The organism is Streptomyces sp. NPDC001594, assembly GCF_042893675.1.
In the GTDB taxonomy this organism is placed as follows: domain Bacteria; phylum Actinomycetota; class Actinomycetes; order Streptomycetales; family Streptomycetaceae; genus Streptomyces.
This window is the reverse complement of sequence record NZ_JBIAVB010000012.1, coordinates 68051-89637: the sequence shown is the minus strand read 5'-3', so window position 1 is coordinate 89637 and position 21587 is coordinate 68051. Positions and strand designations below refer to the sequence as shown.

Genomic DNA, 21587 nt, shown 5'->3' with positions numbered 1-21587 from the left:
TGATCCCGCCATCCGGGACCGGGCCCCCTGGGCGCACGGCGCCGTACGCACTTTCGTATCCACCGATATGAGGAGCAGTCATGCGCATGGTCCGGTCCTCCCTCGCCCTCGCCGCCACGGCCCTCGTGCCGGCCGCGGCCGCCACCCCGGCCTCCGCCGCGAGCCCGCAGCCCGCCCCCGAGGCCCCGAAGTTCTGCACGCTGGTCGTCGACACCGGCGAGGGCGGCTGCTTCGCCACCAAGGCCCAGGCCGCCGAACTGGGCGCCCAGGCCGAGTACAAGGACCTCGGCAAGATCTGGAGCGACTCGAACTCGGGCGGCAGCGAGTTCACCTTCCGCGGGAGCGTCGGCTGCAACTGGCGCTACCCGAGTTCAACGACCTGTCCAAGTGGTGGAACGACACCGTGAGCTCGGCGCAGGGCATCACCTGTCCGATCACCCTGTGGGAGCACAACGACTTCCGCGGCGCCCACCAGACCTACTACGGCTACAACGCCTACGTCGGCGACGGAATGAACGACAAGGCCTCCTCGGTCAGCTTCGACCTGCGCTGACCCCCTCCCGCCTCCCCCGGCCCCGGCCCGGGGGAGGCCTGCGGACGCACCTGCGGACATACGGAAAACGCCCCGGACGAATTGACGTCCGGGGCGCGCGTCTGCGTATATTCGGTGATTCACGCCTAGACTTGGAAGTAGGCGTGACGAAGCTTTGCAGGCACATCGTATCGCGCAGGGAGCGAAATTGTCAAACATGGAATTCCACAGCGAGCAGCAATTCATCGACATGCTCTACGCGCGCCTCGAAGACCTGCGGGACAAGGCCGGACGCGCCGTCCAGGGCGCCCTCGCCGAGAGCGGCAACGGATTCCAGGCACGCCTCGAACGTGATGTGATGGTCGCCGAGCAGTCCGGACTGCTTTCCGCCCTGAACGCCGCCGAGCACGGCCTTTGTTTCGGCCGCCTCGAGTTCTCCGACGGCCGCGACCACCACATCGGCCGGATCGGAATCAGACGGGACGACAGCGAACGCACCCCGCTCGTCCTCGACTGGCGCGCCGACGTCGCCCGCCCCTTCTACCTCGCGACCGGCCACGTCCCCATGGGCCTGCGCCGCCGGCGCCACATCACCACCCGGGGCAGGGAGGTCACCGCCCTCCACGACGAGATCCTCGACCTCACCGACACCGAGCGCACCGGCTACGAGGGCGCCGACGCCGACGCCGTGCTCCTCGCCGCGCTCGACGCCGCCCGCACCGGCCGCATGCACGACATCGTGCAGACCATCCAGGCCGAGCAGGACCGCGTCATCCGCTCCCCCCACCAGGGCGTCCTGGTCGTCGAAGGCGGCCCCGGCACCGGCAAGACCGCCGTCGCCCTGCACCGCGCCGCCTACCTCCTCTACGCCCAGCGCGAGCTCCTCGGCAAGCGCGGGGTGCTCATCGTCGGCCCCAACCCCGCCTTCCTCGGCTACATCGGGGAGGTCCTGCCCTCCCTCGGCGAGACCGGAGTGCTCCTCGCCGCCCCCGGCGACCTGTTCCCCGGGGTCCACGCCACCGCCGCCGACCGTCCCGGAGCCGCCCAGGTCAAGGGCCGCGCCGCCATGGCCGAGGTCCTCGCCCGGGTCGTCGCCGACCGGCAGACCCTGCCCGAGGGCGTCCCCGCGGGCAGCGGCGAGGACAACGACCTCGTCCCCGAGCCCGCCCTGGAGATCGACCACGACGACTACGGCACCCTGCTGCTGGACCGCACCATGGCCCACGCCGCCCGCGACCGGGCCCGAGGCACCGGCCTGCCCCACAACCTGGCCCGCCCCTACTTCGCCTTCGCCGTCATCGACGCCCTCACCGAACAGCTCGCCGACCGGCTCGGCGCCGACCCCTACGGCGGCCCCAACCTCCTCGGCCCCGACGACGTCGCCCAGCTCGGCAAGGAGATCGCCACCAGCGCCCACGTACACGCCGCCATCGACACCCTCTGGCCCCACCTGACGCCCCGGCAGCTGGTGTCCGACTTCCTCGCCGACCCCACCCACCTGTCCGCCGAGGACGCCGCGCTGATCAGGCGACCGTCCGGCGCGGCGGAGGACTGGACCCCCGCCGACGTCCCGCTCCTCGACGAGGCCGCCGAACTCCTCGGCGTCGACGACACCGCCGAACGGGCCGCCGCCGAGCGCGACCGGCTGGAGCGCGTCGCCTACGCCCAGGGCGTCCTCGACCTCTCCCTGGGCTCGGAGTCCTACGAGTTCGAGGACATGGAGAAGGAGTACCTCGCCGCCCACGACGTCATCGACGCCGAGCGGATGGCCGAACGGCACGAGGAGGCCGACCACCGCACCACCGCCGAACGCGCCGCCGCCGACCGGACCTGGGCCTTCGGGCACGTCATCGTCGACGAGGCGCAGGAACTGTCCGAGATGGCCTGGCGGCTGCTGATGCGCCGCTGCCCCACCCGCTCCATGACCCTCGTCGGCGACCCGGCGCAGACCGGGGACGAGGCGGGCTGCGGCTCCTGGAAGCGCATCCTCGACCCGTACGTGGGCGACCGCTTCGAGCGCGTCCGGCTCGGCGTCAACTACCGCACCCCCGCAGAGATCATGGAGGTCGCCGCGGCCGTGCTGCGCCACCACCACCCCGGCTTCGAACCGCCCCGCTCGGTGCGCTCCACCGGCGCACGGCCCTGGGTGCGCGCGACCGGAGACCTCGCGGCGGCCGTCGCCGCGGCCGTGCGCGAGAGCGCCCCCGCCGAGGGGCGGCTCGCGGTCATCGCCCCGCGCCCCCTGCACCCGGAGCTGGCCGCGGCCCTGCCCGGCGTACGGGCGGGGGAGGAGCCCGACCTCACGCGGCCCGTGGTCCTCCTCGACCCGCGCCAGGCCAAGGGCCTGGAATTCGACACGGTGATCGTGGCCGAACCCGCCCGGTTCCCTCCGAGCGACCTCTACGTCGCCCTCACCCGCGCCACCCAGCACCTGGGCGTCGTCCACACCGGACCCCTCCCGCAGGGGCTCGCCGCCTGATGGCGGGCGGACCGGCCACCCGACCCGGCGGTGGCCGAATCCGCCCGTCCCCAGCGGGAGTTCGGCCCGTACTGTGGAGCGATGCCTGTCGTGGACATCAGTTTCGCCGCCCCGGACTTCGACTCCGACCCCCACTCCTTCTACGCGGCGCTGCGCGCGGCCGGCCCGGTGCACCGGGTCACCGACTCGGCCGGCCGCTCGAACGAGCCGTACTGGCTGGTCGTCGGCTACGAAGAGGCCCGCCAGGCCCTGACCCACCCCGACCTCCTCAAGGACTGGCGCACCACCGACCTGTTCCCCGACATCGAGCCCACCGCCGCCAACACCAACATGCTGGAGTCCGACCCGCCCCGCCACACCCGGCTGCGCCGCCTGGTGGCCCGCGAGTTCACCTCCCGCCGGGTGGAGGCGATGCGCCCGCGCGTCCAGGGGGTCACCGACGGCCTCCTCGACGCGATGGCCGCCCGCCCCGGCCGCACCGCCGACCTGGTCCGGGACCTGGCCTTCCCGCTGCCCATGACGGTGATCTGCGAGCTCCTCGGCGTCCCCGACCTCGACCGCGAGAGCTTCCACCGCTGGTCCACCGACGTCGTCGCCCCCGAACCCGGCACCACGGGCAACGAGGCCCACCAGCACCTGAGCGCCTACCTCGCCGACCTGGTCGAGGCCAAGGCCGAAGACGGCGGCGAGGACCTGCTCAGCGCCCTGATCCGGACCCGCGACGAGGGCGGCGACTCCCTCTCCCCGGACGAACTCATCGGCATGGCCTACCTGCTGCTGGTCGCCGGCCACGAGACCACCGTCAACCTGATCTCCAACGGCGTACGGGCCCTCCTCGCCCACCCCGACCAACTGGCCGCCCTCCGCGCCGACTACGACGGACTCCTGGGCGGGGCCGTCGAAGAGATGCTCCGCTACGACGGCCCCGTGCAGAACGCCACCTACCGCTACACCGCCAAGGAGGTGGAGATCGGCGGCACGCCCATCCCGCCCGGCCAGGTCGTCCTGGTCTCCCTGGCCGGGGCGGGCCGCGACCCCGAACGCTTCCCCGAGCCCGACGTGTTCGACATCCGCCGCCCCACCGGCGGCCACCTCGCCTTCGGACACGGACTGCACTTCTGCATCGGCGCGCCCCTCGCCCGCATGGAGGGCGCCATCGCCCTGCGCGGCCTGCTGGAACGCTTCCCGGACCTGGCCCTCGACCCCTCCGCCGGACCCCTCGCCTGGCTCCCGGGCAGCCTGATGCACGGCGTCAGGAACCTTCCCGTGCGCTGGTAGCGGCGGCCGCCGCCGCGCCCCGCACCCGCGCGGGGGCGCCCGGCGGCGGCGAAGACCGCCCGCCGGAACACGGTTTGGCCTCCCGCCCGGATCCTCAATACGATCCGGCGATGATCACAAGAAAACGGCTGGCGGCCGGGGCCTTCGGCCTGTTCGTCGCCTTGAGCGCGGGACTCCTCCCGCAGACCGCCGCCGCTGCCGACGGGCCGGCCAAGGAGCCGCCCAAGGTCGAGCTCGTGCTCGACGCCAGCGGCTCCATGCGCGCCAACGACATCGACGGCCAGTCCCGCATGGCCGCTGCCAAGCAGGCCTTCAACGAGGTCCTCGACGCGGTACCCGACGAAGTCCGCCTGGGCATAAGGACCCTGGGGGCCACCTACCCGGGCGAGGACCGGGCGCTCGGCTGCAAGGACACCAAGCAGCTCTACCCCGTCGGCACGGTCAACCGCACCGAGGCCAAGACCGCCGTCGCCACCCTCGCCCCGACCGGCTGGACCCCCATCGGCCCGGCCCTCCAGGCCGCCGCCCAGGACCTGGACGGGGGCAACGCCACCCGCCGGATCGTGCTCATCACCGACGGCGAGGACACCTGCGCCCCGCTCGACCCCTGCGAAGTGGCCCGCGAGATCGCCGCCAAGGGCATCCACCTGGTCGTGGACACCCTCGGCCTCGTCCCCGACGCCAAGACCCGCTCCCAGCTGACCTGCATCGCCGAGGCCACCGGAGGCACCTACACCTCCGTCGCGCACACCGCCGAACTCTCCGGCAGGGTCAGACAGCTCGTCACCCGGGCCGCCGACCCCGTCGCCACCCCGGTGGCCACCGAGGGCGCCAAGAGCTGCGAGAACGCCCCGGCGCTGAAGGCGGGCCTCTACAGCGACCGCGAGACCTTCGGCGAGCACCGCTGGTACAAGGTCGACGTCCGCCCCGGCCAGGAACTGCGCGCCTCGGTGAGCATCGGCGCCGACCGGGCCGTCAACAACGACTACGGGATCCTGCTGCGCGCGACCACCGCCCACGGCCGGGAGATCGTCCGCGGTTCCGAGGCCGGCGACGGCCGCACCGACGTGATCTCCACCGGTCTGCGCTACCCGAAGGCCGGAGCGGACGGGGACGAGGAGGACAAGCCCGAGACCGTCTGCCTCCAGGTCAGCAACTCCTTCTCCGCCGGGCCGGCCGTCAAGACCGCCCCCGGCATGCCCGTCGAGCTGACCGTCGACCTGGTCGACGGGCCCGACGGCGGCTCCGACATCGCCTCCTTCGGCCTCGGCCGCGGCTGGTGGCTGCTCGGCCTGCTGGTCCTCACCGGCCTGCTCGCCGGCCTGGTCTGGGGCTGGATCTCGCGCTGGCGCATCTCCGTCTGGAGGACCAACTGATGCGTACCGTACGCACCCTGGCCGCCGCCCTCCTCGCGGGCGCGGCCCTGCTGGCCCCGGCGGCCGCCGCCAGTGCCGCCCCGACCCCCACGCCCAGCGCGGGCGGGAGCACCGGCAAGGACGGCGGCGCCCCGACCGAGGCGGGCACGGGCTTCCGCACCGCGGCCCTCTTCCGGCCCGGCCAGAAGGCCACCGCCGCGGCGTCCACCGGCGACTACCTGTACTGGGCGGTGCCCGCCGACAGCGGCCAGCGGCTCACCGTACGGGCCACCGTGACGCTGCCCGAGTCCGCGTCCCGGCACGGCGCCCAGACCTGGCAGCTCGACCTGTACGACGGCCTGCGCCGCCGCCAGCCCTGCACCTACGGCAACCAGCACGTGGCGGTGGCCAAGGAGGCCGCCACCGCGGAGCTCTCCTGCACCCTGCGCACGGTCCGCTCCGGGGCCGAGCCCTGGTCGGACGACCCGCTGCCGGGCAGCTACTACGTCCGCCTGACGGTCGTCGGCGTGCCCGAGGACGACCACGGCCTGCCCGTGAAGGCCCAGGTCGAGGCCGAGGCGAAGGACACCGGCGGGGCGCAGATGGTGGACTCCGCCCTGGGCGCGCCGCTGGTCCCGGGCATCGCGGGCGCCTCGGAGGCGCAGCGCGAGGCGCGGGCCCCGGAGGGCGGCTGGTCGGGCGGCTGGTGGTCCGACCGCTGGCTGTGGACCGCCGCCGGCGGGGTGCTCGGCGCCCTCGCGGGCATCTACGGCTACACCCTGACCAGGGGTTCGGGCCGTCCCACCCGGCCCCAGGGCTGAACCGGCGCCGCACCGGTACCGCGTACCGGTGCGGCGCACCCGCGGGGTGCCCCGGGCCCTGCCGGACGATCATCCGGCCACGGAGCGTGGGCTATGTTGGGGGGAGAGTGACGTGAGAAGGAGGCCGCCGGTGTCATCGGGGCAGCAGGCACGCGCGCAGGCGGCCGCGATCACGCCCGGCCAGAGCCCGCCCCCGGAGCGGGAGAAGCCGGCGGCCGACCGGCTCCTCGCGCTGTTCGACGGCCGCCGCCTCTCCCCGGGCCAGCGGCGGATCGCCCAGTACCTGATCGACCACCTCACCGAGGCGGCGTTCCTGTCCATCACCGAACTCGCCGAGCGGGTCGGGGTCAGCCAGCCCTCCGTGACCCGGTTCGCCGCCTCCCTGGGCTTCAGCGGCTATCCGGCCCTGCGCGAGGTGCTCCAGCCGATGGCGCTGAGCGCCGTGGCAGGAGGCACCGCCGACACCCGCGAGCAGATCCGCCACAACGAGCTCCAGGCCGCCGTCGACGCCGAGATCGAGAACCTGGAGAGCGTCCGGCGCCTGCTCGCCGACACCAACCGGGTGCTCGGCATCGGCCGCGACCTGGCCCGCTCCGTCCCGCTGACCGTCCTGGGCCTGCGGATCTCCGTCTCCCTCGCCGAGTACTTCGCCTACGCGGCCCGCCGCATCCACCCCGACGTGCGCCTGGTGACCCGGGGCGGCAGCGTGGCCTACGACGCCCTGCTCCAGTCGCGGGCGGCGGGCGGCAGCTGGGTGCTGGCCTTTGCCATGCCCCGGCACGCCAACGAGACCCTGGCCGCGCTGCGGGCGGCCCGCAGCACCGGCCTGCGCGTGGTCCTGATCACGGACCCCACGGTGGGCCCGCTGGTCGAGGAGGCCGACGTGGTGCTGACCTCCGGCACCGGCTCACGCCTGGTCTTCGACTCCTACGCGGCCCCCGGCATGCTCTCCGCGGCCCTGCTCCAGGCCATGGCCGACGCCGACCCCGAGCGGACCCAGGCCCGGCTCGAACAGTACGAGCAGGCCGCCGACCAGCACGGTTTCTTCCTGTAGGGGTGGATTTCACCGCCTGTGAACCAGGGATATTCACACCTCGGGTATGCATGAAATTTTTCATACCCTTGCTTACTCGACGGTATATATGTTTACTGACGCAGGCGCTCCGGATCCCATCGACGCCAAGGCGGACGTTCCCCGCGCCCGCCTCGAACAGGCACCCAGTACGCCGAACCTCCTCACGGCGGAACCGGGTGTCGGGTCAGGGCTTACGGATCCCCCGGAGGAGCGCCCCTGGCGGCCTCGGTCAACCCCTGGGCCGAGGCCGCCCCCCTTCTGCAGTCTCTCGATCAGAGTCCACACCCCTCGGAAGTGACGAGAATGCCCCAGACGGCCACCCTCACGCGCAGCCCGGACTGGCCCCTCCAGGTCAAGGCCCCCGGCACGCACGACTGGGAGCGCAGCGCCACGCGCTGGCTGCGCGACCTCCTCCCGGCCCGCTACGGCAGCTACCTGACATTGACCCGTCACCACGCCCTGCTCGCCCGGCACGTACAGCTCCAGCTCCAGCACGAGATGCGCGCGGTCCGCGTGGCCCTGCACACCAGCCGGGCCGAGCTGCCGACCATGGGCGTCGCCGAGTCGGTCATCGAGAACACCATCCGGATGTACGCCATCGAGCTCGAACAGCTCGGCCGGCTCTCCCGGGGAGCGCGCCTGGTCTCCGAGGCGCTGCTGCTCACGGCGGCCACCCCGGGCCAGCGCAGGCGCTGACCCGGGCTCCCGGCCCGTCAGTTCCCGCAGAGGCCGCGCGCGTAGTCGTACGTCGCGGTCGCCTGTGAGTACTTCCACTGCGGCGCCAGCAGCGAGTCCGCCACCTGCCGCGCGGCCGCCGGGCTCTCGACCACGTAGCCGAAGTCCTGGAGCCAGGACGGGTACAGGTTCTTCGAACCGATGTAGAAGGCCGCGTCGTCCACGGAAACCAGCTTGTGGTGCTGGGCGTACGGCTTGCCGTCCGCCCACGTCGCCTTGTCCGAGGCCCGGAACGACGCGAGCTGCAGGTTCTGGCACATCGCCGCCTTCGACGTGCGCTCGTCCCCGGTCAGCGCGGTCAGCCTGCCGCGCAGCGCGTCGCCCACCTCGGCGAGGGACTTGATCTGCGAGTAGCCGCCGCTGCCGACCGCCCCGCGGTTGGCCGGGTCGCTGACGACGATGCGCACCTTGACCCCGGCGGCCAGCTTCGCGGCCAGGGTGTCGTAGAGGCGGACGTCGTAGCGGGGCAGCGGCGGGCAGGTCGCGTGGAGGTCCTGCTGGGAGATCTCCACGTGGCTCTTGGCGCTGGCGACGAGCGCGCGCAGGGCGCTCTCCTCCGGGTTGACCGTGTCGTAGTCCCGGTCGGCGTTGGTGTAGTCGTGCACCCCGATGCCGCACTTGGTGTCGGAGGCGGTGGGCAGGACCGGGTTGAACCCCGAGACCGGGTCCCGGTCGCGGATGCCCACCCCCAGGCCGCCCACCGCCAGGGCCGGGACGTCGCCGCCGCCGGCCGGAGCGGCGGGCCGGGGGAGGGTGGGCATGCAGCCGGCGTCGTTCGAGGACGCGAACCAGACCGTGGACCAGCTGCTCTTGTTGCGGCAGGTCCAGTCCCACAGGGTGTCGAGGTAGCGGCCGGCGGAGCCCGCGGCCGGGCCCGACAGCGCCAGGTCCACGTCGTTCACCGGGTGCGCGGTGTCGAGGTAGTCGTCCTTCCAGCTGTTGATGCCGCCGGTGATGACGGCTCCGCCGTCGACCACGACCAGCTTGGAGTGGTTCCAGGAGAACCCGGTCTTCGAGGTCGTCATCGACGCCACGTTGAGGGTGACGTCCGCGGCCGCCGGACCCAGCTTGCCGATCAGCTCGTCACGGTAGGAGGACGGGATCACGTTGGCGTGGTAGACCGGCGCGGCGCCGACCAGGACGCGCACCTGGAGGCGGTTGCCCTGCCGCACCGACTCCTTCAGCCCCGCCACGATCGCGTCCTGGAAGGCCCCGTTGGGGAAGGGCGCCAGCGTGGATATGTCCACGCTCTGCTTCGCCCTGCCGATGTCCTCGCGCATCTTGTCCAGCAGCCGGCGCGACCCCGGACGGTCGGAGCAGGAGGCGTCGCCCCAGCAACCGGGCGTCTGGAGCAGCCAGTCGGAGCCGCCGGGAGCGGAGGCGCCGAGGCGGTTGCCCGAGGTGCGCTCCCAGACCGAGCCCTCAAGGCCGGGCGAGGACTGGCGCACGGCCTGCTCGACGGAGTCCAGGTGCGGGGTGGGGGAGGAGTCGGCGAAGGCCGGGACGGCGGGGAGCAGGGCGAAGGGGAGCGCGAGCGAGAGGGCCGTCGTGCGGACGGTGCGTGCCAATGTGGTTCCTAGGTAAGGGGGGTGGCTCGGACCGGAAGGCGCGGTACCGGGAGGGATCCGCGCTCCGGCCTTGATCGACTCGCGCAAGTTACCAGCCCGTAAGGTCCCGTTCATCCGGCCTGGTCTGCTTCCGGCCACCCCCGCCCGGCCGCCGGTGCCCCCCTCGGGGCCGCGGACGGCCGCCCGGCGGGACCCGGGTGGCCGGATCCCGCCGGTGGAACGCCTCGCCGCGCGCCCGGGGCCGTCAGAGCCAGGGCAGCTGCTCGGCGGCGTAACGGTAGGCGCGGAACACCGAGTTCTGCGCACCGCGCGAGGACTCCAGGCCCGTCCCCTCGCTGAAGGAGCCGAACTCCGGGACGACGAACTCCCAGACCACATCCCCTTCCGGGGTCACCTCGAAGAGCCGGCCGAAGGAGCCCTCGGCGATGAACGTGTTCCCGTTCGGCAGCCGCTGCGCGCTGGACATGTACGGGCTGTAGAAGTTCTGCGGCGGGTTGTCCTCGTACGACCACACCTGCTCACCCGTGGCCGGATCCAGCTCCAGTACCCGCGAGTACGGCACCGACGTCGTGTCCCGATACGTCCCGTTGTCGAACACGAGGATGTTCCCGCCCGGCAGCTCGTGCGGATGGTGCTGCTGCGCCAGCACGTCGGGGCCGATGCTCCAGCGGACAGAGCCGTCGGCGCGGTCCACGGCCACGGTCGTCGAGGCGCTGCGGAAGCCCACCACGATCCCGCCGTCGGCCAGTTCGTTGACGGTGTTGGCCATCGGCCAGTGCTCGCGGGCGAAGTGCCGGTTCAGCGGCACCTCCTCGGGGTCGAGGTGGTCGATCGCCGCCCAGCGCCAGACGGTCTCGCCCTCCCAGGTCAGCTCGTACACCACGTCCCCGTAGACCACCCCGCCCGGCGCCTCCGAGCCGGGGATGCCGCCGCGGATGCGGGCCGCGTCGGCCGGGTCGAGCGGCTCGACGGTGGTGATCAGCAGGTTCCCGTTGCGCAGGACCGACGCGTCGTGGTGGTGGAAGGGGTGGCGGACCTCGCGCAGCACCGTCGAGTCGGGTGCCAGCTCCTGGAGGATGCCGCCGTGGTAGACGTCCCAGATGGGGAAGAGGGTCGGGCTCGAGGTGTCCTTGGCCGCGTAGAAGAGGTTCCCGTTCGGGAGCAGCTGGGCCTGGCGGCCGGGCGGGTGTGGGGAGTTCCAGGTGTGGGCGGACTTGCCCTCGATGTCGACGAGGTGGATCCGGCCGTCGCCGGCGATCGGGGTGTAGAGGGTGTAGCCGCCGTAGCTGCGCCCGGGATCGTGGGCGCGCAGGCCGGTGCCGCGGCGGCGGAGGGTGTTCTGGTCGACGGTCATGGCGTTTCCTTCTGCCTTCGAGGGTGCCGGCCGGTCGGGGCCGGTCGGTCGGGGTGAGTCGGGGTCGGTCGGTCGGGGTCAGTCGGTGAGGGTGACGGCGGCGGGGTCCGCGGCCCGGAGCGGGGCGGGACGCAGCCGCGTACGGAGGGACTGCGGGTCGGCGGGGCCCGCGAGCGCCTGGGCGGCCTTGGCCCAGGCGGCCTCGTCGGCCAGCTGCGCCAGGAGTTCGGGGCTCAGGCTCGGGCCGTACGCGTAACGGGGCTGGAAGGCCTCGACGTAGCCGGGCTGGAGCGCTCCCTTGGCCTGCGCCACGACCGCCTTCCGGGCGCCGGCCGGGTCGGCCTCGCCGGCCTGCCGCGCGCGCACCACCGTGCGCAGGACGGCGGTGGCCGCGGCGTCGTCCGCGCCGGGACCGGCGACGAGCAGGGTGCGGGCGGTGTAGCCGGTGAAGGGGAGTTCGGCGTAGCGCTCGCCGAGGGCGGTGCGGGCGGCCTCGTAGAAGCCGGGGAAGGTCACCCCGGCGTCGACGTCACCGCGGGCGAGGGCGGCGGGCACCTGGTTCGGGGCCAGGTTGACCACCGTGACGTCGGCGGCCGTCAGCTGGGCGGAGGCGAGCATCCGGCTCAGCGCGTACTCGACGTTGGTGCCCTGCGGGACCCCGACCTTGTGCCCCTTGAGCGCGGCGAATCCGGTGACCCCGTGGTCGGTACGGGTCAGCAGCCGCCAGTCCGCGAACCGGGACAGCTCGGCGACGATCCGAACGTCCCGCCCGCCGAGCGCCGCCGTCACGGCGGGGAGGTCGCCGACCACCCCGAACCCGGCCTGCCCGCCGAGTACGGCGTTCAGCGCGTCACGCCCGGTCGGCAGGGTGGTCAGGGTGGCGTCCACCCCGTCGGCGGCCCACAGCCCCCGCTCCTGCGCGAGGTACACGGGCGCCCCGCCGAGCTGGTCGCTCCCGGCGATGGTGACGCGGTGACGCCCGCCGGAGCCCGCGCCGCCGTCGGCGCCGCCGCTTCCGCAGGCGGTGGCGAACAGGGACAGGACGGCGGCGAGCAGCACGGCGGCGGCCGCGCGGGGTCGGGGTCGGGGCATGGGACGGGGTCCTTTCGGGGGTGGGGAAGAGGAATTCGGCGGGTGGGGGCGTCCGGCCGGAACGGGGTACGGCCGGTGCGCTTGGGCCGGGCGTGGCCCGGGGTGTGTGGTCAGGGCGTGGCGGGGGAACGGTCCGGGCCGCCTTGCGCAGCCCGGCAGCCCGGCAGCCCGGCAGTCCGGTCCGGGAGGACGGGACGGCGGCCGGCCGTGGCGGGGTCACTCCGTGCCCAGGTGTCCGGCGATCAGGGTCCGCAGGGACGGGTCCGCGGGCCCCGGCGGGACCGGGTGGTCGGCCAGGACGCGCCCCGGCGAGCCGCCGAGCACCACCACCCGCCCGGCCAGGGCCAGGGCCTCGTCGATGTCGTGCGTCACGAACAGCACCGTCGTGCCCCTGCGCCGCCACAGCTCCCGCAGCAGCTCCTGCATCCGGCCCCGCGTCAGGGCGTCCAGCGCCCCGAACGGCTCGTCCATCAGCAGGACTTCCGGCTCCGCGGCCAGCGCGCGGGCCAGCGCGACGCGCTGCTGCATGCCGCCCGACAGCTGGGCCGGGTACTTGCGCGCCCCGTCCGCGAGGCCGACCTCCTCCAGCGCGGCCAGCGCCCTCTCGCGGCGCTCCGCCCGCGACAGCCCGAGCCGCTTCAGCGCGAACTCGACGTTGCCGAGGGCCGTGCGCCACGGGAAGAGCGCGTAGTGCTGGAAGACCACGCCCCGCTCGGGCCCCGGCTCCCGCACCGGTACCGAACCGGCCGTCACCCGCCCCGCCGTCGGCCGGACGAAGCCGGCCACCGCCCCCAGCACCGTGGACTTCCCACAGCCGCTGGGCCCCAGCAGAGCGGTGAACGAGCCCGCCGGGAACACCAGGTCCGTCGGCTCCAGTACGGGCGCGCCGGACCCGTACCCCACCGACAGCCCCTCCAGCCGCACTTCCCGGCTCATGACGCGCTCCAGTGCACGAAGCGGCGTCCGACGGCGGCCAGTACGAGGTCGGCCGCCACTCCGAGCAGGCCGAGGACGATCAGCCCCGCGAACATCCGGTCCACCCGCAGGAACTGGCCGTCCACCTGGAGCCGGTACGCCAGTCCGCTGTCCGCGCCGCCCAGTTCGGCGGCGACCAGGGCCAGCAGGGCGACCGAGGCCCCGTAGCGCAGCGCCGCCAGCAGCGCGGGGGCGGCGGCGGGCAGCAGCACTTCGGTGAACCGGCGGTGCAGCGGCGCCCCGAGCGTGCGGGCGGCCCGCAGGTGCGAGACCGGCACGCGGGAGACCCCGTCGTGGACGTAGAGCCAGACCGCGAGGGCGACGGCGTACGCGATCAGCAGCCGTTTGGCGCTCTCGCCGATCCCGAACCAGGCCGTGGCCAGGGGCACGAGGGCGATGGCGGGGATCGGGCGCAGGAACGAGACCACCGGGGTGACGGCCGCCGACAGCCTCGGCAGGTACCCGGTGGCGAACCCGAGCGCACCGCCGGCCACCGCGCCCAGCGCGAAACCCTGGCCGGCGCGGGCGAGGCTCGCGCCGAGGTCGGAGAAGAGGACCCCGCTGCGGACGCCGTCGGCCAGCGCCGCCGCGGTGGCGGCCGGGCCGGGCAGCAGCCCCGGAGCCACCGCACCGGACCAGGCCGCCAGCGACCAGAGCGCGAGCACGGCGCAGGCCGCGGCCAGGGCGGGGCCGGCCCGGCCGGCGGGGGAGGGGGTGGCGTGCACGGTCGTACTCCTCGGGGGGTCGTCCATAAGTGAGGTCAATAATTGACCACGCTTATGAACGGGTTGTTGCAGGAGTACGAAACCTCCGGCCGCCACCCGGGGCCCCGGAACCGATGGGGTACGTTCGCCAGCGTGTCCCGACCCCGAACCGAACCCACGCCCGAAGCGATCGAGGTCGGCCAGGCGATCCGCGACTGCCGCACGGCACGCCGCGTCTCCATGGCCGCACTGGCCACCCGCTCAGGACTCTCGCAGCCCTTCCTCAGCCAGCTGGAACGCGGCCTGACCACCCCGAGCCTCAGCTCGATCTACCGCATCGCCGAGGCCCTGGACGTGGCCCCCGGCACCTTCCTGCGGCCCCCGGAGCGCCCGGGCGTGATCAGCCATCAGAGCGACCCCCAGGTCATCCGCGTCTCCGAGACCGCCGGCCAGGTGGCGCGGGTCCTCATCCCGGGCGGCCGCAGCGGGCTGATGGAGGCGTACGAGCACCACTTCGAGCCCGGGCAGGGCGAACGGGGGTGGTTCGAGCACCCGGGCGAGGACTTCCTCTACGTGCTGGAGGGCGAGATCGTCCTGGAGGTCCGCGGCGAGGACCCCCTGACCCTCCGGGCCGGCCAGAGCGCCCATCACCGCGGCGACGTCCCCCACCGCTGCGGCCTGGCAGGAAGCACCGCCCCGGCCCGGACCCTGCTGGTCATCGCCACCCCGTAGGCGGCGTCACGATCCGCCGGGCCGGGGGTCCGGCGGCAGGGCGACGGGGCGTCAGGAGAGCCGGGTCACCCGGGTGCCGAACGAGGGCTCCGCCAGCCGCTCGCCCACCGCGACCGGGACGGTCTTCGCGCCCAGGCCGTCGCCGACCGTCAGCAGCGCCACCTCGGTGCCCTCCCTGGCCTCGTGCGGCACGGACTTGCCGGCCGCCGTGCCCAGCGTGAGCCGCAGCTTCTGGCCCGGCACGCCGATCACCGAGAGGTCCTTCGCGGCCACGAGCGGGGTCCGGCCGCCGAGTCCGTCGGAGACGTAGCCGACCGTCTGCCCCTTGTGGATCACGGGGGTCGAGGCGAGGGCCTTGCGGACGGCCTCGACGAGCTTGCCGCTGTTCTTCAGCACCAGCTGGAGGCTGTCGTAGGCATTGACGTCCGGAGGGGGCGCGTGCTGGTCCATCAGCGTGCCGAGGATCAACGGGGTCTCGTCGCCGACCTGCTTCTCCGCGGCCCACATCAGGGTGCCGCCGGCCGGGGTGCTGGACCCCGTCTTGATTCCCTTGACGTGCCCGTCCGCGGTCACGAGCGTATTGCTGTTCTTGATTGCCTCGGGCAGCCCCTGGATCTTGGCGCTGGGCAGTTCGACGATCGAGCGGAAGGCCTCGTCCCGCATCACCGCCTCGGCGAGCTTGAGCTGGTCGACGGCCGTGCTGACGGTGCTGGACTGCAGACCGCTGGGGTCCGTGTACGTGGTGTCGCGCATCCCGAGGTCCCGGGCCGCCGCGTTCATCTTCGCGATGAAGGCCTCCTCACCGCCGTCCCAACGTGCCAGCAGGCGGGCCACGTTGTTGGCGGACGGAAGCATCAGCATCTTGAGCAGGTCGAGCTCGCCGAGCTTCTGCCCGACGGTGAGGGTGGAGACGGTCGACTCGTCCTGGGCGTGGCCGTCGGCGACCGCCTTCGCGTCGACCTCGACGAGGGGACCGGCTTCGCCCTTGCGCAGCGGGTGGTCCCTGAGGATGACGTACGCCGTCATCACCTTCCCCATGCTGGCCGTCGGCATGGGCTTCTGCTCGCCGAACGTGGCGATCTCACCGGACCCGGGGAAGCGGACGGCCCCCTGCCCCTTGGCCGGCCAGGGGAGGGACAGCGTGCCGTCCAGGGTGACCGAGTCCTGCGCGGCGACGAGCTGCGGCGCCGGGAGCGGGCGGAGCATCTGGCCGCCCGCGACGGCAGCCCCGAGCAGCAGGACGATCGGGGTCCACACCTTGACGCGGCGCGTGAGGGTACGGCTCGGGGTCTCCGGTGGGGGAGGGGTGTTGGTGAGCTCGGCGAGCAGGTCGAGGGCCGGGCGGGGGGTCTCCCGGGTGGGCTCCAGCACCGGGGCGGACGGGCGGGCCGCGGGTGCGGCGAACTCGCTGGTGCGCTCGGGGACGTGCGGCCGCGCCGGCACGGGGCCGACGTGCGTCTTGGCCGCCCGGCCGCCTGCCGTGTCCTTCCGCCGCTCGGGGGGCTCGCCCCCTTCTCCCGTCGGGCGGTCCCGGGACTCGCCCTCACCCTCGCCCTCGCTCTTGCGCTGCCGCTCGGTGGAGGCCGGGCCGCCTTCGGCCCCGGCGGGGCGGCGGGGGTCCCGCTGTCCGTCTTCGGGACGCCCGTCGTCGCCCTTGGCCCACGAGGGGCGAGGGGCCGGTGCGGTGCCGTCCGGGTGCTCGTCCCGCTTCGCCCATGCGGGACGGCGCACGGGCGCCGAACCGCCGGCGGGCGCCGCGGGGTCCTCGTCCGCCTGCGGGCCGGGGCCGCCGGCCCCGGAGCCCCGCTGTTCGCTCCCCTCCGGCTCCGTGTCGTTCGCGGTACGGGCCCCCCGCTCTCCGGCAGCGGCGTCGGGGCCCGCGCCGTCGGCCGTAGGCCGTTCCGCGGGTCCGGGTCCGCCCGGGGTGTCGGCACCTGCCGCCGGCTCGGCGCGGTCGGCGTCCCGGGGTTCGGCCGCCGGCTTCCGGCCGGGGGCCTCGTCCTGCGCGGGACGGGACGCCTTCTCGGCACGGGCACCGTCCCCGGCCGGGGGTTCGGAGGCGGCGGCGTCCGGGACGCGGCGGGGCTCCTCCCCTCCCGGGGTCGGCAGCTCCGGGGCGGTGCCCTCCCGGTCGGCGGCTTCGCCGTCGAGCTCCGCCTCGGCCGCGGTGTCGGTGTCGGCGTCCTGGGCCTCGGCCGACGGCGCGGTGCCCTCGGCCGGCTCGCGCTCGTCGCCGGCCGGTGCGGTCTCCGTACCAGCGGGCTTCCGCCCGACCTGGGCATCGCCGTCGGTCTGCTCCGGCCCACCCGGGGCAAGGCCGTCATCGGCCCCCGGTCCCGCGCCCTCCCGTGCGGCGGCGGCGTCGTCGGTCTGCTCCGGCCCACCCGGGGCAAGGCCGTCATCGGCCCCCGGTCCCGCGCCCTCCCGTGCGGCGGCGGCGTCAGCCGGCTCGCCCTCGCCCTCGGCACCGTCACCCGGCGCCGTCTGCGTTCCGGCAGGCTCCCGCCCGGTGTCCGGCGCGTCGGCGCCGGCCGGCTTCCGCGCCGTCACGGCGGAGGTGTCGTCTGCCTGAGGCTCCGTCTCCTGCGCGGCGGAGTCCGTGTCCTCGGGTGCGGCAGGGGACGGCGCGCCTTCCGCGGCGGGGTCGGCATCCCGCTCCGGGCCCGGGTCCGCCCCGCCCCGTTCCCGCCCGGCCAGGGCAAGGGTTCCGTCGCCGCCCGACACCGTTTCCGCCTTCATCCACGTCCACCTTGCTGTTCACACCCGGCCGTGCCGGTCTCGCCGTCATGTCGGCATGGCCGTCTCCGGCCCGCTGATCACCTAGATGTTCGACCCGGCCCCCGCGTTCCGTGCCCGACGGGCTGTGACCGTTCGGTCATATCCGCCGCCTCCCACCACCCCCGGTGGGGGACCGGCTGCCGACGGGCCCGTGGGGTGGTCGCGGCCACCGCGATCAACCCCGACACCGTGCTCAAGGCGTACCGGGAACTCGAACGCGAGGGCCTCGTCGAACCCCGCCCCGGCGCGGGCACCTTCGTCCGGCGCTCGCTCTCCCACCCCGAGACGGCGCCGGACTCGCCCCCGCGCACCGCCCTCGCCGACTGGACGGCCCGCGCCCGGAACGTCGAGAGAGGACACGGCGTGAACGATCCGTACCACGCGCCGGACCACGACCCGGCCTCGCCCCGGGCCACTACTACGGCATCGACATCTCCCCGGCCATCCGCATAGCCGCCAAGCGGACCCTGGCCGGACGGGGACTTCAGGACAAGGTCCCCTACCTCACGATCACCCAGGACCTCACCCTGGACTTCCTGCCCGACCGGCACTTCGACTTCACCTTCGACCGCACCGAGGGCGCCGAACACCAGGTACTGCGCGAGGACTTCTACCCAGCCGCCCCGTGCCCTGGCCGGGAACCGTCCAAACGCCGTTTCCCGGCCAGGGTACGGACACCCACCCGCTGCTCGAAAGTGCGCGGTCACGCGCCACTTCGAGCAAGTTCCTTCACCAACTCCGCCGGGGTCGCTATCTTTCCGGGTGCATGCCAAAGCGGTAGTCCGCCATCCGGACCGCACGAGGAGCTGCCCCATGAGTCAGACCCCTCCGTCGAGCACGACGAGACCGACCACGAGGCACGGCCACCCCCGCACCCGCGACGCCCACCCCCCGCACCCCCGCCAGCCGCACCCCCGCCCCCGGGCCCGCCGCCGGCTCGCGGCCCTGCTCGCCGGGGCCCTGGCCGTCGCGGGCCTCTCGGCGGCCGGCCCGGCCACCGCCCGCGCGGCGGCCGCACCCGCCGCCCCGTCCTCCACCGCCGGCTCGGTCACCGCCCTGTCCCAGTCGGGCGGCACCTTCACCGTGAGCACCACCAGCGGCGCCAAGGCCCGGGTGTCCGTAGCCCGCGCCGACATCTTCCGGCTCTGGCTGTCCCCGGACGGCTCCTTCACCGACGACCCGGCCGGCTCCGACCTCGCCCCCACCACCGACTTCGGCCCGGTGGCCGCGAGTTACACCGACGCGGGCACGTTCTACCGGATCACCACCGGCTCCCTCTCCATCCACGTCAACAAGTCCCCTCTGCTGTTCTCCGTCTACCGCGCCGACGACTCCACACCCGTCTGGCAGGAGACCCAGCCCACCAAGTGGGGCGGCGGCAAGACCGTCCAGACCCTCGCCCGCGCCGCCGACGAGCAGTTCTACGGCACCGGCCTGCGCCTGGGCGAATGGGCGCTGCGCGACAAGACCGTCCCCGTGGCCGTCGACAACAAGTGGCGCGAAGGGAACAACGCCAGCCCGGCCCCCTTCTACATGTCCACCCACGACTACGGCGTCATGCGCAACACCTGGGCCCCCGGCTCGTACGCCTTCAACTCGCCCACCACCCTCACCCACGACGAGAACCGCTTCGACGCCTGGTACTTCACCGGCGACTCCCTCAAGTCCGTCCTCGACGCCTACACCGACGTCAGCGGCAAACCCTTCATGGCGCCGATGTGGGGCTTCGAACTCGGCAACGCCGACTGCTTCAACGCCTCCAACCCCGCCTACCAGGGCGACCACAACAGGCTCCGCCACCAGACCACCCCCGACGTGGTCGGCTACGCCGCCGACGCCCGGGCCGCCGACATGCCCTCGGGTTGGTTCCTGCCCAACGACGGCTACGGCTGCGGCTACACCGCGCCCCTGAAGTCCACGGTCGACGCCTTGAAGGCCAAGGGCTTCCAGACCGGCCTGTGGACCTCCACCGGCCTCGGCTCCATCGCCGACGAGGTGGGCACGGCCGGCACGCGCGGGGTCAAGACCGACGTGGCCTGGATCGGCGGCGGCTACAAGACCGCCTTCCAGGGCGTCCAGCAGGCCGTCGACGGCATCGAGAAGAACTCCGACGCCCGCCGCTACGTCTGGACCGTCGACGGCTGGGCCGGCACCCAGCGCAACGCCGTCGTCTGGACCGGGGACACCTACGGCACCTGGGACGACATGCGCTGGCACGTCCCCGCCATCGCCGGAGCCGGACTGTCCGGCATCAACTACGCCTCCGGCGACGTCGACGGCATCTTCGGCGGCAGCCCCAAGACGTACGTCCGCGACCTCCAGTGGAAGGCCTTCACCCCCGCCTTCATGACCATGTCCGGCTGGGGCGCGACCAACCCCTCGGCCGGCTACCAGGACAAACAGCCCTGGCGCTTCACGGAGCCGTACCTCTCCGTCAACCGCAAGTACCTCCAGCTCAAGATGCGGCTGATGCCCTACCTCTACACGATGAGCCGCGTCGCCCACGACACCGGAGTCCCCAGCACCCGCGCCATGGTCCTGGAGTACCCCGACGACCCGGTGGCCCGCGGCAACCTCACCAGCGGCCAGTTCATGGCCGGGGACTCCTTCCTCGTCGCCCCCGTCGTCTCGGACACCTCCGTCCGCGACGGCATCTACCTGCCCGCCGGGACCTGGACGGACTACTGGACGGGCAAGACGTACGCGGGCCCCGGCTGGTTCAACGGCTACCAGGCCCCCCTCGACACCCTGCCCCTCTTCGTCAAGGGCGGAGCCGTCGTCCCGATGTGGCCGCAGATGAACTACGGCGGCGAGAAGCCCGTCTCCACCCTCACCTACGACATCCACCCCCGCGGCACGAGCTCCTTCGACCTCTACGAGGACGACGGCCGCACCCGCGCCTACGCCTCCGGCGCCTACGCCCGCCAGCGCGTCGACGTCACCGCCCCGGCGAGCGGCTCCGGCACGGTCAGCGTCTCCGTCGGCGCCCCCACGGGCAGCTACACCGGCCGGCCCGCCTCCCGCGGCTACGAGTTCACCCTCCACGTGGCCTCCGCGCCCACCGCCCTCACCCTGGACGGCGCCCCCCTGACCCGTCTGGCGAGCAAGGCCGCCTACGACGCGGCCACCACCGGCTGGTTCTTCGACCCGGCCGACCGGGGCGGCATCCTCTGGACCAAGACCGGAACGCGCACGACCGCCTTCACCGTCAAGGCCACCGGCACCAGCGTCCCCACCGCCGACCCGATCCCGGCCACCTCGTTCCCCCTCCCCTCCTCCGCCTGGACCCTGCTCTCGGCCGACAGCCAGGAGACGGCGGCCGAGAACGGCGCCGCCACCAACGCCTTCGACGGCGACCCCGCGACCATCTGGCACACCGCCTGGTCCGCCAACAAGCCGGCCCCCCTGCCGCACGAGATCCGGATCGACCTCGGCGCCCGCTACACCGTCGACGGCCTCGGCTACCTCCCGCGCCAGGACGGCGGGGTCAACGGCCGGATCGGCGGCTACGAGGTCTACGTCTCCGACACCACCACCGACTGGGGCACCCCGGCCGCCACCGGCACCTTCGCCGACTCCGCGACCGCGAAATCCCTCACCTTCGCCCCCCGAACCGGCCGCTACCTCCGACTACGCGCCCTCACGGAGGCCGGCGACAGAGGCCCCTGGACCAGCGCCGCGGAACTCACCCTCACCGGCCGCCCCACCCCCCTCCCCTCCGACGCCACCCTCGTCAACGCCGCCTCCGCGTCCTGCCTGGACCTCCCCCACAGCGCCACCGCCCCCGGCACCGTGCCCACCCTCTACTCCTGCCACGGCGGCCCCAACCAGCGGTGGACCCTCCAGAACGACGGCCGCCTCACGGGCCTGAACGGCGTCTGCCTCGACGCCGCCGACCCCGCCCGCATCACCGTCCAACCCTGCGCGGGCACCCCCGCCCAGACCTGGCAGACCGGCCCGGACGGCAGCCTGCGCAACGCCGCCCAATGCCTGACCTCCCACGCCACCGCCGTCACCCGAGCCCCCTGCGACGCCCTACCGCCCCAACACTGGACCTTCACCCCCTGACCCCGACCCCACCCCGCCCGGCCAGGGCAATCGCGAAACCC

The 21587-nt window shown here is 73.8% G+C and carries 16 protein-coding genes and 2 pseudogenes; 12 read left to right on the top strand and 6 right to left on the bottom strand.

Going from position 1 to position 21587, the window contains the following annotated elements; translation table 11 throughout:
* Positions 1-80: 80 nt before the first annotated feature.
* The 8 genes from ACFY0O_RS23715 (at position 81) to ACFY0O_RS23680 (ending at position 8236) form a co-directional block, all read left to right on the top strand.
* Positions 81-407, top strand: coding sequence for a hypothetical protein (locus ACFY0O_RS23715; protein ID WP_388949636.1), 327 nt, complete (start codon positions 81-83; stop codon positions 405-407).
* Positions 404-553: a peptidase inhibitor family I36 protein gene (locus tag ACFY0O_RS23710; protein WP_388949635.1), complete on the top strand. Its 150-nt coding sequence runs from the start codon at positions 404-406 to the stop codon at positions 551-553. Before ACFY0O_RS23715 ends, ACFY0O_RS23710 begins: the two co-directional genes overlap by 4 nt.
* 196 nt (positions 554-749) lie before the next feature.
* A complete protein-coding gene (locus tag ACFY0O_RS23705) occupies positions 750-3011 on the top strand; it encodes a HelD family protein (protein ID WP_388949633.1) in 2262 nt (753 codons plus the stop codon).
* 81 nt (positions 3012-3092) lie between these two features.
* Positions 3093-4289: a cytochrome P450 gene (locus tag ACFY0O_RS23700; protein WP_388949630.1), complete on the top strand. Its 1197-nt coding sequence runs from the start codon at positions 3093-3095 to the stop codon at positions 4287-4289.
* Between the two features lie 110 nt (positions 4290-4399).
* On the top strand, positions 4400-5665 hold the full coding sequence (locus ACFY0O_RS23695; RefSeq protein ID WP_388949627.1) for a VWA domain-containing protein: 1266 nt from the start codon (positions 4400-4402) through the stop codon (positions 5663-5665).
* A complete protein-coding gene (locus tag ACFY0O_RS23690) occupies positions 5665-6465 on the top strand; it encodes a hypothetical protein (protein WP_358892099.1) in 801 nt (266 codons plus the stop codon). Before ACFY0O_RS23695 ends, ACFY0O_RS23690 begins: the two co-directional genes overlap by 1 nt.
* Before the next feature lie 130 nt (positions 6466-6595).
* Complete coding sequence (locus ACFY0O_RS23685) at positions 6596-7519, top strand: MurR/RpiR family transcriptional regulator (protein ID WP_388949624.1); 924 nt, start codon at positions 6596-6598, stop codon at positions 7517-7519.
* Positions 7520-7843: 324 nt separating this feature from the next.
* Positions 7844-8236 carry a hypothetical protein gene (locus ACFY0O_RS23680; protein WP_358892097.1) on the top strand — a complete coding sequence of 131 codons (393 nt, stop codon included), beginning with the start codon at positions 7844-7846 and terminating at the stop codon, positions 8234-8236.
* A gap of 17 nt (positions 8237-8253) precedes the next feature.
* Here the strand turns inward: ACFY0O_RS23680 and ACFY0O_RS23675 are convergent, their stop codons facing one another.
* The 5 genes from ACFY0O_RS23675 to ACFY0O_RS23655 form a co-directional block, all read right to left on the bottom strand.
* Positions 8254-9843: a phospholipase gene (locus tag ACFY0O_RS23675; RefSeq protein ID WP_388949622.1), complete on the bottom strand. Its 1590-nt coding sequence runs from the start codon at positions 9841-9843 to the stop codon at positions 8254-8256.
* A gap of 244 nt (positions 9844-10087) precedes the next feature.
* Positions 10088-11197, bottom strand: coding sequence for an aryl-sulfate sulfotransferase (locus ACFY0O_RS23670; RefSeq protein ID WP_388949619.1), 1110 nt, complete (start codon positions 11195-11197; stop codon positions 10088-10090).
* Positions 11198-11275: 78 nt separating this feature from the next.
* Positions 11276-12289: an ABC transporter substrate-binding protein gene (locus tag ACFY0O_RS23665; RefSeq protein ID WP_388949616.1), complete on the bottom strand. Its 1014-nt coding sequence runs from the start codon at positions 12287-12289 to the stop codon at positions 11276-11278.
* Positions 12290-12505: 216 nt separating this feature from the next.
* Entirely contained in the window at positions 12506-13225 is a 720-nt protein-coding gene (locus ACFY0O_RS23660) for an ABC transporter ATP-binding protein (protein ID WP_388949614.1), read from the bottom strand.
* Entirely contained in the window at positions 13222-13989 is a 768-nt protein-coding gene (locus tag ACFY0O_RS23655) for an ABC transporter permease subunit (protein WP_358892092.1), read from the bottom strand. The genes ACFY0O_RS23660 and ACFY0O_RS23655 overlap by 4 nt, the downstream gene beginning before the upstream one ends.
* A 132-nt stretch (positions 13990-14121) precedes the next feature.
* On the opposite strand from ACFY0O_RS23655, the gene ACFY0O_RS23650 reads away from it, so the two are divergent.
* Entirely contained in the window at positions 14122-14700 is a 579-nt protein-coding gene (locus ACFY0O_RS23650) for an XRE family transcriptional regulator (protein WP_358892091.1), read from the top strand.
* Positions 14701-14751: 51 nt separating this feature from the next.
* Here ACFY0O_RS23650 and ACFY0O_RS23645 read toward each other — a convergent pair whose 3' ends face one another.
* A complete protein-coding gene (locus ACFY0O_RS23645) occupies positions 14752-17439 on the bottom strand; it encodes a serine hydrolase (protein WP_388949611.1) in 2688 nt (895 codons plus the stop codon).
* Between the two features lie 167 nt (positions 17440-17606).
* Here ACFY0O_RS23645 and ACFY0O_RS23640 point away from each other — a divergent pair.
* The 3 genes and pseudogenes from ACFY0O_RS23640 to ACFY0O_RS23630 form a co-directional block, all read left to right on the top strand.
* Positions 17607-17931: pseudogene (locus tag ACFY0O_RS23640) on the top strand (GntR family transcriptional regulator); the annotation flags it as partial.
* A pseudogene (locus ACFY0O_RS23635) lies at positions 17880-18092 on the top strand (methyltransferase); the annotation flags it as partial. The pseudogenes ACFY0O_RS23640 and ACFY0O_RS23635, both read left to right, overlap by 52 nt.
* Before the next feature lie 199 nt (positions 18093-18291).
* On the top strand, positions 18292-21546 hold the full coding sequence (locus ACFY0O_RS23630; RefSeq protein ID WP_388949608.1) for a TIM-barrel domain-containing protein: 3255 nt from the start codon (positions 18292-18294) through the stop codon (positions 21544-21546).
* The last annotated feature ends 41 nt before the right edge of the window (positions 21547-21587 follow it).

Coding starts and splice junctions, on each gene's coding strand:
- ACFY0O_RS23715 (WP_388949636.1), top strand. CDS start 81: ATGCGCATGGTCCGGTCCTCCCTCGCCCTCGCCGCCACGGCCCTCGTG.
- ACFY0O_RS23705 (WP_388949633.1), top strand. CDS start 750: ATGGAATTCCACAGCGAGCAGCAATTCATCGACATGCTCTACGCGCGC.
- ACFY0O_RS23700 (WP_388949630.1), top strand. CDS start 3,093: ATGCCTGTCGTGGACATCAGTTTCGCCGCCCCGGACTTCGACTCCGAC.
- ACFY0O_RS23695 (WP_388949627.1), top strand. CDS start 4,400: ATGATCACAAGAAAACGGCTGGCGGCCGGGGCCTTCGGCCTGTTCGTC.
- ACFY0O_RS23690 (WP_358892099.1), top strand. CDS start 5,665: ATGCGTACCGTACGCACCCTGGCCGCCGCCCTCCTCGCGGGCGCGGCC.
- ACFY0O_RS23680 (WP_358892097.1), top strand. CDS start 7,844: ATGCCCCAGACGGCCACCCTCACGCGCAGCCCGGACTGGCCCCTCCAG.
- ACFY0O_RS23670 (WP_388949619.1), bottom strand. CDS start 11,197: ATGACCGTCGACCAGAACACCCTCCGCCGCCGCGGCACCGGCCTGCGC.
- ACFY0O_RS23665 (WP_388949616.1), bottom strand. CDS start 12,289: ATGCCCCGACCCCGACCCCGCGCGGCCGCCGCCGTGCTGCTCGCCGCC.
- ACFY0O_RS23660 (WP_388949614.1), bottom strand. CDS start 13,225: ATGAGCCGGGAAGTGCGGCTGGAGGGGCTGTCGGTGGGGTACGGGTCC.
- ACFY0O_RS23645 (WP_388949611.1), bottom strand. CDS start 17,439: ATGAAGGCGGAAACGGTGTCGGGCGGCGACGGAACCCTTGCCCTGGCC.
- ACFY0O_RS23630 (WP_388949608.1), top strand. CDS start 18,292: ATGAGTCAGACCCCTCCGTCGAGCACGACGAGACCGACCACGAGGCAC.